Here is a 13,601-nt window from a genome sequence, read left to right as displayed (position 1 = left end):
GCTGACCTAGCGTCCCTGCACCACGACCTGCCCGCGCAGGTCGTGCATCATGCGCTCGAGCGCCGGCCGCATCTGGCGATAGTCCTCGGGCGTACAAGTGGCCGCCGTGTGCCGGAACTGCAGGCGGCGCTTGACCACCACCGCATTTCCCTGCCGCGCATACTGCGAGCGGTAGAAGAACCTGCCGTCGTCCACCACGAGTCCTTTCGGCAGCGCCAGCACCCGCGTGCGCGGCGGCAGCGCGTAGCGCAGCTCGTCCTCGGCATCAACGGCCGGGCAGACGAATTCCTGGCGCCGCTCCGGCTCGCGTCCCAGCTCGAACACCGCATCCCCCAGGCCGCCCCAGAAGTTGTAGGTCGTCGCCAGGGCCACCGGCCCCGGCAGGCGCAGGAAGCCGTCGGTCGCGCCCGAGAAAGCCAGGGTGTAATCGTCCCGTGCAGCATCCGTATCGCCCGGCTCGAACAGGCCATCCCCCGTCTGCCCCAAGCCCGTCAGCATGCGCCGCACGAAGCCGTCGCGATCGGACTGGGGCGTGGCGCGCACCGCCTGGCGGTAGGGTTCGGCGATGGCGCCGCCATTCGTGCGCCGGACGTGGAAGCGGCTGCTGCCGTCGCGCGCGATGTCGAAGCGCGTCGCCGTGCGGCTGCGCGCCGGCTGGTAAGCGGGTGTGACCGCGAACTGGCCGGAGTCGGCCAGCAGGACCGGTTTGCCGAGCAGGGCAGGGGGCAGGTAGCCGCCCGCCACCGTGCCGGCGGTCGGGTCGAGGAAGAGTTGCAGCTGCGGCACGTAGACGATGACGTGATTCAGCACGCCCAGAGTCGGCACCGCAGGCAGGCGATAGGCGTCGTCGCCATTGACCAGTGCGGCGCTGGAAGGAATGCCGCTTGCTGCCAGCAGGGCTTGCAACAGCACCGCGTGATCCTTGCAGTCACCATAGCGGTTCGCCAGCACCGACGCGGCCGGATGCGGCACCACGCCGCCCGGACCGAGGTAGACCGCGACGTAGCGGATATTGCGCCGGACCCAGTCGGATAGCGCGACTGCCCGCGCTTGGGTGTCGTCGAGTCCGCGGGCGATGTCGGCCGCGAGCTGGGTAATCGTTTTGTCGGGTTCGCTCGCAGCCGCGGCGCGCACATGATAGGCATGGGCGAAGCTTGCGTAATCGGGGAAGGTCGAGACGGCCAGGCGCCGGCCATAGTCGAAGTAGCTCACCGAGCCCTGCTCGAAGCGCTCATTGTCGCCGTCGACATAGCGCCATGCGTAGCGGCGGCGGCCGGGCGGGCTGTCGCCGGCTACCGGCACGAAGCCGACGGCGTCCGCCTGCAGCTGCATCGACAGGGGCAGGTCGTAGGTCAGCCGGAAGTCCTTGTGGCGATACGGCCTAGCCACGGTGAAGTCTTCGAACTGGCCGGGGAACAGGGGCGTGTGGCGCCGCACGGTGTAGCGCAGGGTGAGCGTGTCCCCAAGCTGGACGTCGGGGAAGATGACGACCTTCAGGCGCGTGTCCTGGAACATCGGCGCCTCGGCGGACGCGGCTTCCTGCTGTTCGCGGATCTGTTGCAGCCCGACGACGACGCGCCGTCCGTCCGGCTTGGTGGTCCAGGCTTCGATGACCATCACCGTATCGAGCGAGCCGTTGTAGCTGATGAATTGCTCGGCATGCAGTTCGACCGCGCTTGGGGTGGCGATGGTCTTCACCAGCTCGACCTCGACCTGGTAGGCGCCGTTTTCCTCGACCGTGAAATGCTGCCAGTGGCGCTCGATGAGGATCGAACGGTCGGTGCCCGTATCGCCGGCAGACAGCCGGCCGCAGCCGAACAGCAGGATCAGGAACAGGGCGAGTCGGATCGGCATGGCAGGCTCCGCAAAAGCGACCGACCCATGTTACGCAGCGCCTCCCCGCCATCCTTGCGCCAGCGCAAGCACGCTCTTCCTGCGATAATTTTGCACCATGAAGGCACTCACATTCCACGCCGGGCCGCTGGCCCTGACCCAGATCGGCGCGCAGGGCCTGCGCGCGCAGGACATCGCCATCGTGCCGGCTGCGGCGGGCGGCCCCAAGGGCCTGATCTTCCAGGCGCTCGACCAGTGGATGTTCGGCGAATGGCTCCTTAGCGCACCGCGTGAACGCGTCCTGATCGGTTCCTCGATCGGCGCCTGGCGCATGGCCGCCGCCTGCCAGCGCGACCCGGTCAAGGCCTTCGCGCGCTTGGGCGAGCTGTACGCGGGCCAGCGCTATACCAGCAGGAAACCGACGCCGCACGAGATCGACAAGGTGGTGCAGGGGCTGCTGGGCGAATTCGTGCGTGGCCACGAGGACGACATCGTCAGCCATCCGCAGCACCGCCTGCACCTGCTGGCGGTGCGCGGCAAGGGCGGCCTGGCTTCGCCCGCCCACCCGCGCGCCGAGCTGCGCGGCTTCGCGACGGCGGCGCTGCACAATGCCTGCTCGCGCGCCTGGCTCGGGCGCCTGATGGAACGCGTCGTGATCGGCGACGCGCGCGCCCAGGCCCCGTGGCTGCGCGAGCGCTTCGATGCCTTCACCACCCACTTCTCGACGCTGACGCGCAAGAACCTCGCGGCCAGCCTGCTGGCTTCGGGCACGCTGCCGCTCATCATGAAGCCGGTGACCGGCATCGACGAACTGCCGCCCGGCAGTTACTGGGACGGCGGCATCATCGACTACCACCTGGCGCTGCCGTATTCACGCGCCGCTGGGGAAACCCGGGGCGATATCGTGCTGTATCCACACTTCACCCAGCATATCGTTCCCGGCTGGCTCGACAAGGGTTTTCCGTGGCGCCGCGCGGCGCGCGCCCACCGCGGCTGGCTCGACAACGTGCTGATCGTCTCGCCTTCCGAGGAATTCCTGCGCACCCTGCCGCGCCGGAAACTGCCGGACCGGGCCGACTTCAAGTTCTACGGCCTCGACCACGACGAGCGCATCCGCAACTGGCAGCGCGCGATCGGGGAAGGGCAGCGCCTGCGCGACGAGCTGGCGGAATTCGTGGCCCGACCTGACCTGTCGCGGATTCGCCCGATTTGAGGACGAAAAAAAACCGCTGCATGCAGCGGTTTCTTTTCATGGATCGAGACTCAAGCGCGCTTGCGGCGGCCTGCGAAGCCCAAGGCACCCAGGCCCATCAGCAGCAGGCTGGCCGGCTCCGGCACCTGCGCCGGGGTGCCGAAGAACTCGAGCTCGGCCAGCTGGTGCATCGAACCGGACACAACCGAAGTCGACTGGTAGCGGAAGATGCTGTACGCGGACGGCAGCAGGTAGTCGGTGCCGGCAAAGAACTGGACGGTCTGCAGGCGGTTGGTCCACACCGAATTCGTCGCGTTGTAGGTGAAGATCGGGGTGTAGTTGATGCCATCGTTCGAACCCAGGATCTGCCAGTGGTTCGAATCGCGTTCCGGCACGTCGTTTGCCGACGAGGCGGTGAAGCTGGTCAGGGTGTAGCGCTGGGTGCCGAAGTTCGCTTCGACCCAGACGTTGGTGTCGCAGCACCATTTGTCATTGCCACCACCAACCTGGTTGTCGAACACATTGAACGCATACTCGCCGCCGCCGAAGCCCTGTTCGATCGAGGAGCGGAAGGTCGCGTTATAGCCGACGTTCTGTTCAGGATCGCCATTATTTTCCGGATCGGTCAGGTCGCCACCGACCAGGCCGCCATTGCCGAGAGGGGCGCGGATGGTTGCGGCTTCAGCGCTACTTCCGAGCACGCTGACGAGGATCGCAAGGGCGAGGAATAATTTGCTCATTTCAATCTCCAATGGAATTAAGTTGATTATCTATAAGCAACAACCGTTCCATATACGCAACTCATTGATTGTGAACGAGATATTTACAGCAGACGTTTATCCGCAGAGCATAGTGTAAAGATTCTCGACAGAAAATTTTTGATGCTTTTGAGACAATATTCATTTGCACCTGTCCCGGTTTTCTCGGCAACCTGCACCGTCCGCGGTTACAATGTGGGGTTTTGGAGCCGGGCTTCCTTCCGCTCCGCATCTATACGAGAGAAAGATTCCCATGAGCCTCCAATGCGGCATCGTCGGCCTGCCGAACGTCGGCAAGTCCACCCTGTTCAACGCCCTGACCAAGGCCGGCATCCCGGCCGAGAACTATCCGTTCTGCACCATCGAGCCGAACGTCGGCGTGGTCGAGGTGCCGGATCCGCGCATGCAGCAGCTGGCTGACATCGTCAAGCCGGAGCGCATCGTGCCGGCGATCGTCGAGTTCGTCGACATCGCGGGCCTGGTGGCCGGCGCGTCGAAAGGCGAGGGCCTAGGCAACCAGTTCCTGTCCCACATCCGCGAAACCGACGCCATCGTCAACGTGGTGCGCTGCTTCGAAGACGACAACGTCGTGCACGTGGCCGGCAAGGTCAGCCCGATCGACGACATCGAAGTGATTCAGACCGAGCTGGCGCTGGCCGACCTGGGCGCCGTCGAGAAGGCGATCCACCGCGAGAACAAGAAGGCGCGCTCGGGCGACAAGGATGCCGCCAAGCTGGTGGCGATGTGCGAGCGCATGCTGCCGCACCTGAACGAAGGCCAGCCGGTGCGCACCATGGGTCTGGACGCCGAAGAAATGGCCCTGATCCGCGAACTGCACCTGATCACGGCAAAGCCGGCGATGTATGTGGCCAACGTGTCCGACACCGGCTTCACCAATAACCCGCTGCTCGACCAGCTGACCGAATTCGCCAAGAAGCAGAACGCGCCGATCGTGGCGATTTCCGCCGCCATCGAATCGGAAATCGCCGAGATGGAAGACGCCGACAAGAAGGACTTCCTGGCCGACATGGGCATGGAAGAGCCGGGCCTGGACCGCCTGATCCGCGCCGCGTACTCGCTGCTCGGCCTGCAGACCTACTTCACCGCCGGCGTGAAGGAAGTGCGCGCCTGGACCGTCAAGGTCGGCGCAACTGCACCGCAGGCGGCCGGCGTGATCCACACCGACTTCGAACGCGGCTTCATCCGCGCCCAGACCATCGCCTTCGACGACTACATCGCCTACAAGGGCGAAGCCGGCGCCAAGGAAGCGGGCAAGATGCGCGCGGAAGGCAAGGATTACATCGTCAAGGATGGCGACGTGCTGAACTTCCTGTTCAACGTCTAAGCATGAGGGCGGAGTCTGCGGATTCCGACAAAAATAAGGTCCCTACGCCGCCTGGCGTTGGGGCCTTTTTATCTATGAGCGTTGCTAAACAACCTGGCCTACATCTTCGAATTGTCCGCTCGACGTCACAAACGATGCTACCTATTCGTTGAGGGACATTCTTTTGCCCAACGTGTAATTCTCATATCGTCTACTTGCTCTCCAACGGTGTCTAACCGTAGGCATCCAGCATCTTTCCTGTAGTAGAGAGTGCAATTCGCTCCAGCATCGATGGAGCATGAATCGACCTCAAGGAAACCCCGTTCGGCCAGTCGTTTTTCGGCTCCGTCATATTCGTACATGTCGTTACCGTGCATGCGAAACGGCGCCCATCCATGGCGTACCACCTTCGCGCGGGCAGCGAGAAATGACTCACCAGCTTTAAGCTGGAAGCGTGAGGTATTCGCTGTGTTGCGTCGGTTTTGGTCGCCACTTGCCCCTTCAACGCCTGGGGAGGTGATAGATAAACCAGCGATGGTGGCAACCATCAGAAGACGAAAACCAGGCGAGCTCATTTACCTGTTCCTCCGGCGGCTTGATAGTTCTGAAGAAAAACTTCGTATTTCTCGTAGGGCTGGGCTGGGTAATGATTTCCCTGACCAGGTCCTTTTGGCAAGGCCGCCCATTTTCGCGCGACAGGACTCATCGCGCCTGATATGTCACCTGCCTTGATTTTGTCGATAACGCCGACTGAACGAATAATTTCGACGGCGATCAGGTCTTGAGTCTTTGGGGAGAAGTCCACCAGGCCCATCTTGCCACCGTGCTGACGCCACGTATCGACGGTAATCTGGTACATGCCGGCTGCTGTCGTGCGTCCGCCAATGCCGGGCCCCGGATGCGTGGAGTAATCGGAGAAGCGCCAGGGGTCTTTTTGCTTTCCTTTGACGGCGCCATATTTGAAATCGTATCCGCCACCTTCGGCTTCAGCGATCGCTTTCAGAAAAGCGCCTACGTTGGGGTTGGCAAGCAGAGCTTCGTTCTCGGCCAGTCGCGTGGCCTTGTCCTGCATAATCCGAACCACCTTGGCTTCACTGCTTTCCTTTGGTGTTGTCGTTTTGGATGTACGTCTAAGCAGCGTTTTGCCTGTCGGTGATGTCAGGGTGTCGGTCGCCATATCGTCCTCTAGACATATATTTCGATGACTTCTGCCTTCGCAGTTGCCGAAAGCAGGTGAGTACAGCCATGAGCGTCAGATGTGCCGTACTCTATGTCACCCGATTCACGCCGAATCGCATACTCCGCGAATGCAATTGGCTCTCCCGTATCGGCATCCTGCAAAACAAATCGTTCGTCGAACTTATCCTCGGCAGAGTCATGTTTCGTCGAAGGGGCGTCGCTGGCCGCCGCTGCAGCAGGACTAGTGGTGCTCGAACTTGCACTCGGAGAGGCATTGTTTGTTGCTGCCCTCCCGCCGTCATACTCGACAACGTCCGTAAACTGGCTCGCAATGAGCACTGCGCCGCAGGCTGTATGCATGCCAGCCAAGGCAACACCTTTGCCGTAGAAAGTTGTCGTGGGAGCACCTTCGACGATAGGAAAGACGCCTTTACATTTTGGGCATTGAACTTTGTGACCGATATACGCAATCGGTTTTCCCATACAGATATCGAAGGGCGAACCTTCAATCACTTTTCCGCCGTGGCTGGTCGAGTCGCCTAAACGTATGATCTCGGGCATGTGGGCTCAATTCGATAGCTATATTCCTTTCAAGAATAGATGCAGGCGTAGGTAGTGCTGACGGTTTCCTACAGACCTTTGACGTGGGTCACATAGCGTTGTGCTGAGCAGCCGCTATGAGGTGCGCTACCGCCACGGCGCTCTAGATCTGATTGATCTTTAACGGAGCAGGACAATACCGGCGCCGAAATTCTGCAAGTTGCGTCGACCAAAAACCAAAACCGGATTCACGATCGACGTGAATCCGGTTTTTTTACGTCCCTGCGTTTCAGAACGGCCAGCGGCTCGGGTCTGCGGGAATCTCGAACCACCCAAACAGGTGATGCAGGACGAAGGCCACGTCATACGGAAAGGCCGACCACTTCGGCTCGCCGTCCCATACCCAGCTCCAGGGCATCATCGCCCAGATGATGAACAGCCAAGCAGTCTCATGCCGCCCCACCTTGCCCAGGAAGTCCTGGTTCAGCAGCCAATAGGCCGTGATCAGCGGGAAGCTGACGATCGCCAGCACCCGGGTCTGGTCGCCCGAGATTGGCAGCAGCAGGCACAGCCCTGCCAGCGTGAGGAAGAACGGGATCGACTTGCGTCCCCAATCCGTGAAGCGCAGCGCCACCGCCCACCCCAGGCCTAGCACCGACCAGAAGATGCCGTGGACGTGGTAGATGAACAGGTTGAACAGGAAGCCCAGGTGGTCGCGCAGCCAGTGCATGCGTCCCGAGTTCACCTGCACTTCGTAGTGCCGGAAGATGCCGACCAGGACCAGCTTGCCGACGATGATCCCGATCAGCAGCGCCAGGGCGAACTTCCACGAATAGCGCAGGAAGTAGCCCTGGCGCTGGCTGAGGAGGAGGGCAAACAGCAGGCCGCCCGCGCCAAAGAAGCCCTGCTCGAAATGCTGCATTCCCACCAGCACGCCGACGATGGAGGCAATCAGGAGGCGCTGCGGGAAGGCCAGCGCCAGCATGATCAGGAACAGCGTGATCGAGTCGTAGCAGACCCAGAAGTAGGCGGTGGCCGATACCGGCAGCACGCTGAACAGGATCACCGACTTGCGCGCCAGTTCCTGCGGCAGGTTGTCGAAGGCGATCTTCACGAACAGCAGCGTGAAGGCGAACGAAAACACCAGGTGGAACAGGAAGAAGGACAGCTTGCCGGTCGCCCCGACCAGCCAGGCGAGGTAGGGCCCCAACCAGCTCCAGAACACATAGTGCGCGTTCGGGTCCGCCGCGAACGGGTTCACAAAAGGATTCTGCGCGATCGCCAGCGAGGCGTGCATGATCGGGATGTACCAGATCCCCGTCTTGAACAGGGTCAGCAGGCCCAGGACCAGCAGCAGCTTCCAGGCCTTCGCTTCGAAAATAAATTGTTCTAGTTTGCTTACTGCGTTCACTGTGTCAGGTCCCCGATCGCGCGTCAGATATTCATCTTGTTGAAGACGAAGGCCGGCAGGTGGCGGATGATCATCATGATCAGCCACCATTTACCCGGTGCATAAATCACGGGCTTGCCGGCCGCGATGCCGTCGACGATCTGGCGCGCCACGCCTTCCACCGGCGCCAGCTTCGCGCCCTGGCTCTTCAGGTGGGCCGTCATCGGGGTATCGGTCGGCCCCGGCTTGACCAGCACGATCTTTACACCGCTGCCGGCGAAGCGGTGCTGCAAGCCTTGGGCATAGCGCGTCACCAGGCCCTTAGCGGCGCCATAAACGTAGTTCGATTTGCGGCCACGGTCGCCTGCCACCGAGCCGATCAGGGCGATGGCGCCGTGGTTTGCCTGCGCCATGTGTTTCGCGAAGGCTTCGGCGTACAGCACCGGCGACAGGCCGTTAACCTCGAGGGCTTCGGCGCAGGCTGCCAGCGCATCCTGGCATTGCGCCTGGTCGGGCAGCGAACCGTGCGCGATCAGCACGATATCGACCGGACCGGCCTGCACGATGCCGTCCACGGCCGCCGCGACTTCCGCGGGATCGAGGAAGCCGGCCTGCACGGTGCGGATCTCGGATTGCGGGCTGCGCACCCGCAGGTCGGTCGCGACCCGGTCGATACGCTGCAGGTCGCGCCCGACCAGGGTCAGGTCGACGCTGCCGTCGCGTAGCCACAGCCTGGCGCAGTGTTCGGCGATGGCCGAGGTGGCGCCAATCACCACGATGCGTTTTTTATTGTTCATTCAGGAGCCCATCAGGCGGCGGGACAGTCCGGTGCTGATGCCCGGATCACGGTACTTCAGGAATTCTTGCAGGCGCGGGTAGCCGGCCTCGAACAGCGCGCGCGGCATGCGCGCATCCTTGGCGGGATAGATGCGCCCGCCGGCTTCGCGCACGATGGCGTCCAGGCGGTCGAGCAGGCGGTGGGTGCGTGCTTCGCGGTTCGGGAAGTCGAGGGCGAGCGTAAAACCGGGCTGGGGGAAGCTCAACATCCCGACCGAAGGACGGTTGCCGAAGGTTTTCAAGACCGCCAGCGACGAGGCTTCGCCGCTGCGCGTGATTTCCTGCAGCATGGCGCGCACCGCATCCAGGCCGCCCGCGCGCGGCACCACGTTCTGGTACTGGAAGAAGCCCTTGGGGCCGTACAGGTAATTCCAGTCCAGCAGGTTATCCAGCGGATAGAAGAAGCTCTCGTAATGCTCCCGCACGCTCCCCGTGCGCCGCTTCTTGAGGTGGTAATACAGCAGGTTGACCGGACCCATCAATCGCGGATGCAGCAGGGACACCGGCAAGGCCATGGGCACGGCGCGCTGGCGGCTGGGCGCCAGGTGCTCGCCGCCCTTCGCCGGGTTGCCGCGCATGAACAGGCCGCGCTGCTTGCTTGATGTCGAATCGATCCAGGATACCGTGTGCTCCCAGTTTGCTTCGGAGACATCGTCGATGCTGCAGAAGGCCTCCAGGCCGGCGAAGGGAATCGTCTCGGTGTCCAGCCAGGGACCATCGGCGCGGCGCAGCTGGATCTCGACCTGCGTGATCAGGCCCGTCAGGCCCAGGCCACCGACGGTCGCGGCGAACCAGTCCGGCTTTTCAAGCGGGCCGCATTCGATGGTTTCACCGTCGGTGCGCAGCAGGGTGAGGCGGCGGACATGCTCGCCGAAGGTGCCGTAGACGTGGTGGTTCTTGCCGTGCACGTCGTTGGCGATGGCGCCGCCGACGGTGATCAGCTGGGTGCCCGGGGTGACTGGCAGCATCCAGCCGCGCGGGATGGCGAGGCGCTGGATGTCGCGCAGCAGCACGCCCGCTTCGCACACCAGGCGCCCGGTCTGGTCGTCGAAGGCGATCAGGTGATCGAGTCCGGCCGTGAGCCAGAGTACGCCGTCGGGATTGAGGCAGACGTCGCCATAGCTACGGCCCATGCCGAAGGCCGCCCCCGGCAGCCCGGATGCGAGCTGGCGCGCGGCCCGGGTTGGGTCGGTGAGGCTGATGACGTGGTGCGGTGAGGCGTTAAGACGCCCCCAGGAATAGACCGGCCGCATGCGTCACCCTTGCGGACGACGGATGCCCTGGCGGCTTGCGGCGGCAATCTTGTTGTTCATTCAGCATTCCTGATTACTGGACGGTGGATGATACAGGATGTGCGCCAATGCTTCGCTTTTTCGCGCAAATCGCCGTCAATCCTTCTTGCACTGCACGGACTTTCTGGCGACACTGCTGTTCACTTTCCAGAAATAAAACAGGGGACGACCGATGAAGCAAGGCATTTACACCCTGGCCTTCGGGCTGGCGCTCGCAAGCCTGGCCCAGATGGCCAGCGCCCAGGACGCGATCAAATGCACTTCCTGCGAGGAGTGGAACCAGCCCGCCAAGCCCTTCAATATCTACGGCAATGCGTATTACGTCGGCACCGCCGGCCTGTCCGCCATCCTGGTGACCGGTCCCCAGGGCCACGTGCTGCTCGATGGCGCGCTGCCGCAGTCGGCGCCCCTCATCCAGAAGAACATCGAAGCGCTCGGCTTCAAGATGAAGGACGTGAAGCTGATCCTGAATTCGCACGCCCACTTCGACCACGCCGGCGGCATCGCCGCGCTGCAGAAGGCGAGCGGCGCCACGGTTGCCCACAGCCCGCACGGCGCCCAGGTGCTGCGCGACGGCACGCCAGGCGCCGACGATCCGCAGTACGACCCGAAGGAGACTTTCTACGTGCCGAAAGTCGCGCAGGTAAAGGAAGTCGCCGACGGCGAAACCCTGGCGGTCGGCCCGCTGCGCTTCACCGTGCACTACACCCCCGGCCACACGCCCGGCGGCACCACCTGGACCTGGCAGTCCTGCGAAGCTGGCCGCTGCCTGGACATGGTCTACGCCGACAGCCTCACCGCGATCTCCACCGACGGCTTCTATTACACCGGCGGCGCCAATTATCCGGACCGCTCGGCGAGCTTTCGCAAGACCATCGACACGGTCGCCGGCCTGAAATGCGACATCGTGATTGCCGCCCACCCGTCCGCCACCGACGCCTTCAAGAAGGCTGCGGCCAGGACTGCGCAATCGAACCCCTTCATCGATCCGGAAGGCTGCCGCAAGCTGGCGGCGCACGCCGGCAAGAACTTCGACGCGCGCCTGCAGCGCGAACGCGAGGAAAAGGCGAAGGTCCCCGGGGGCTGAGGACAAGGGCAGGGAATGCTGCCATACTGTCGCCCTTCGTTCTGACAGGCTCCGACAGCATGGCGACCGTTACCGAACTCGTTCTCTACCCGATCAAGTCCTGCGCCGGCATCGCCGTGCAGCAGGCGCAGTTCCTCGTCTCGGGCCTGGCTGCCTTCGGCATGCATGACCGCGAGTGGATGCTGGTCACCCGCGAGGGGCAGTTCCTTACCCAGCGCGAGTACCCGCGCATGGCGCTCGTTGTCCCGCGCATCGATGGCGATGCCGTCGAAGTGAGCGCCCCCGGCATGCCGCCCCTGCGCCTGCCGCTGGCGCACGACGAGCTTGCCGCCGGCATGACGGTCCAGATCTGGGACCACAGCGTGGAGGCCGCCGACTGCGGCGACGCCGCGGCCGCCTGGTTCGGCGATGCGATTGGCGGCGCTTGCCGCCTGGTGCGCTTCCGCCCCGACGTGCACCGACCCACCAGCACCAAGTGGACCGGCGGCCGGGCTGCCGAAACCCGCTTCGCCGACGGCTACCCGATCCTGGTCATCGGCCAGGCTTCGCTCGATGACCTGAATAACCGCCTGGCGGCAGCCGGCCGCGCGCCGCTGCCGATGAACCGCTTCCGTCCCAATCTGGTGGTTGCCGGCCTCGAGGCTTTCGAGGAAGATTACGTGGAATCGTTCGACGCCGACGGCCTGGCGCTGCGGCCGGTCAAGCCCTGCGCGCGCTGCCCGATACCGGCCATCGACCAGGCCACCGGCATCCCGGGCCCGGACCCGCTCGACGTTCTGCAAACCTACCGCGCTAACCCGCGCATGGAAGGCGCGGTGTGCATGGGCATGAACGCCATCGTCACGGCGGGCGAGGGCGGCAGCCTGTGCGTTGGCCAGGAACTGGACGTCCGCATCGCCTTTTGAGGGCCATATGCATGTGGCATTGCAGCACAGGTGTCGCGAAATCGCCCTCCAAGGGCGATTTTTCGTTTCCAAGGGCGGAAAGATGGCGTAATGTTACGGTTATTGCTGAAAGGAATTTTCAATGCACGAGCCGGATGCGCTGACGCGAGAGTTAATGCTGGAGAACGAGACCTTGCGTTCCCGCATGGCGTACCTGCTCGAGCAGGCCGAGCGCAACCATTCCATCATGACGCGCCACCAGGCCTTCGACCTGCAGATCGTCGGCGCGAGCTCGTTCCAGGAACTGGTCTCGACCATCTTCGGCACCCTGCCCATCATCTCCGAGCTGGACACCGTGACCCTGTCGCTGGTCGACCCGGAAGCGGATATCTACACCGTCATGCACAAGCTGGGCGTGGATTATGAACAGCTGCCGAACCTGCTGTTCTGCGAGCAGGCGGAAGAACTCGGGTTCAAGACTGGCGACGGACGCCGTCCGCGCCCGGTGCTGGGCCCGTATGCACCGTCGCGCCATGGCGCCATGTTCCCGCATCCGCCCTCTGGTCTGCAGAGCGTGGCCCTGGTGCCGCTGCTGCGCAATACCCGCCTGATCGGCAGCCTGAACATGGGCAGCTCCGACCCCAACCGCTTCACCCCGGCCCTGGGCACCGACTTCATCGAGCACATGGGCTCGATCGTCGCGATCTGCCTCGAGAACGTCATCAGTAACGAAATGCTGAAGTTCATCGGCCTGACCGATTCGCTCACCGGCGTCTACAACCGCCGCTACATCGACCGCCGCCTGGTGGAAGAGATCGCGCGGGCGCGCCGCCAGGGCTACCGCATCTCCTGCATGTACATCGACATCGACCACTTCAAGCAGGTCAACGACACCGTCGGCCACGCCGGCGGCGACGAGGTGCTGCGCGAGGTGGCCCAGCGCATCAAGGCCGAACTGCGCATCTCGGACGCGCTGGCGCGCTTCGGCGGCGAGGAGTTCGTGGTGCTCTTGATCGACGCCGACCTGGAAAGCGCCAGCATGGTGGCGCAGCGCATCCGCGCCAGCGTCGCCCTCAACCCGGTGGAACTGGGTTCGGGCGAGCGGGTGGACGTGACGGTGTCGATCGGCGTGGCGACGCTCGACGACTTCGAGCGCGACCACGCGATCGAGGGCGTGGCGCAAGACTTGGTGGCGCAGGCCGATACGGCCTTGTATCAGGCCAAGGCCAACGGCCGAAACAGGGTCGTATCGGTTTCGTAGGGTGGGCGGGTTTCCCGCCCACGC

Annotated in this window: 12 protein-coding genes; 5 read left to right on the top strand and 7 right to left on the bottom strand. The window is 63.5% G+C overall.

From position 1 onward, the window contains the following. Nucleotides 1–6 precede the first annotated feature (6 nt). A complete protein-coding gene (locus tag GV068_RS12905) occupies nucleotides 7–1,854 on the bottom strand; it encodes a DUF3857 domain-containing transglutaminase family protein (protein ID WP_159698179.1) in 1,848 nt (615 codons plus the stop codon). 97 nt (nucleotides 1,855–1,951) lie between these two features. On the opposite strand from GV068_RS12905, the gene GV068_RS12900 reads away from it, so the two are divergent. Then, nucleotides 1,952–3,046, top strand: coding sequence for a patatin-like phospholipase family protein (locus GV068_RS12900; RefSeq protein WP_159698176.1), 1,095 nt, complete (start codon nucleotides 1,952–1,954; stop codon nucleotides 3,044–3,046). Between the two features lie 50 nt (nucleotides 3,047–3,096). Here the strand turns inward: GV068_RS12900 and GV068_RS12895 are convergent, their stop codons facing one another. Further along, nucleotides 3,097–3,765, bottom strand: coding sequence for a discoidin domain-containing protein (locus GV068_RS12895; protein WP_159698173.1), 669 nt, complete (start codon nucleotides 3,763–3,765; stop codon nucleotides 3,097–3,099). Between the two features lie 271 nt (nucleotides 3,766–4,036). On the opposite strand from GV068_RS12895, the gene ychF reads away from it, so the two are divergent. Further along, complete coding sequence (ychF, locus tag GV068_RS12890; protein ID WP_159698170.1) at nucleotides 4,037–5,128, top strand: redox-regulated ATPase YchF; 1,092 nt, start codon at nucleotides 4,037–4,039, stop codon at nucleotides 5,126–5,128. A 550-nt stretch (nucleotides 5,129–5,678) separates the two neighbouring features. Here the strand turns inward: ychF and GV068_RS12885 are convergent. The 5 genes from GV068_RS12885 to GV068_RS12865 form a co-directional block, all read right to left on the bottom strand. Beyond that, nucleotides 5,679–6,284, bottom strand: coding sequence for a paar repeat-containing protein (locus GV068_RS12885; protein WP_229464153.1), 606 nt, complete (start codon nucleotides 6,282–6,284; stop codon nucleotides 5,679–5,681). Between the two features lie 8 nt (nucleotides 6,285–6,292). Beyond that, on the bottom strand, nucleotides 6,293–6,847 hold the full coding sequence (locus GV068_RS12880; RefSeq protein ID WP_159698167.1) for a PAAR domain-containing protein: 555 nt from the start codon (nucleotides 6,845–6,847) through the stop codon (nucleotides 6,293–6,295). Between the two features lie 268 nt (nucleotides 6,848–7,115). Next, a complete protein-coding gene (locus tag GV068_RS12875; RefSeq protein WP_159698164.1) occupies nucleotides 7,116–8,237 on the bottom strand; it encodes a hypothetical protein in 1,122 nt (373 codons plus the stop codon). A gap of 23 nt (nucleotides 8,238–8,260) precedes the next feature. After that, nucleotides 8,261–9,013 carry an SDR family NAD(P)-dependent oxidoreductase gene (locus GV068_RS12870; protein WP_159698161.1) on the bottom strand — a complete coding sequence of 251 codons (753 nt, stop codon included), beginning with the start codon at nucleotides 9,011–9,013 and terminating at the stop codon, nucleotides 8,261–8,263. After that, entirely contained in the window at nucleotides 9,014–10,306 is a 1,293-nt protein-coding gene (locus tag GV068_RS12865; RefSeq protein WP_159698158.1) for an FAD-binding oxidoreductase, read from the bottom strand. It lies immediately after the preceding gene. A gap of 211 nt (nucleotides 10,307–10,517) precedes the next feature. Between GV068_RS12865 and bla the strand changes: the two genes are divergently transcribed. The 3 genes from bla (at nucleotide 10,518) to GV068_RS12850 (ending at nucleotide 13,577) form a co-directional block, all read left to right on the top strand. Beyond that, on the top strand, nucleotides 10,518–11,432 hold the full coding sequence (gene bla, locus GV068_RS12860) for a subclass B3 metallo-beta-lactamase (RefSeq protein WP_159698155.1): 915 nt from the start codon (nucleotides 10,518–10,520) through the stop codon (nucleotides 11,430–11,432). A 59-nt stretch (nucleotides 11,433–11,491) separates the two neighbouring features. Further along, nucleotides 11,492–12,337 carry an MOSC domain-containing protein gene (locus GV068_RS12855; RefSeq protein ID WP_159698152.1) on the top strand — a complete coding sequence of 282 codons (846 nt, stop codon included), beginning with the start codon at nucleotides 11,492–11,494 and terminating at the stop codon, nucleotides 12,335–12,337. Between the two features lie 121 nt (nucleotides 12,338–12,458). Continuing rightward, nucleotides 12,459–13,577: a diguanylate cyclase gene (locus GV068_RS12850; RefSeq protein WP_159698149.1), complete on the top strand. Its 1,119-nt coding sequence runs from the start codon at nucleotides 12,459–12,461 to the stop codon at nucleotides 13,575–13,577. Nucleotides 13,578–13,601 lie beyond the last annotated feature (24 nt).

The sequence above is a fragment of the Massilia sp. 9I genome (assembly GCF_902506415.1).
Classification (GTDB): Bacteria; Pseudomonadota; Gammaproteobacteria; order Burkholderiales; family Burkholderiaceae_D; genus Telluria.
This window is presented reverse-complemented; position numbering and strand designations above follow the sequence as displayed.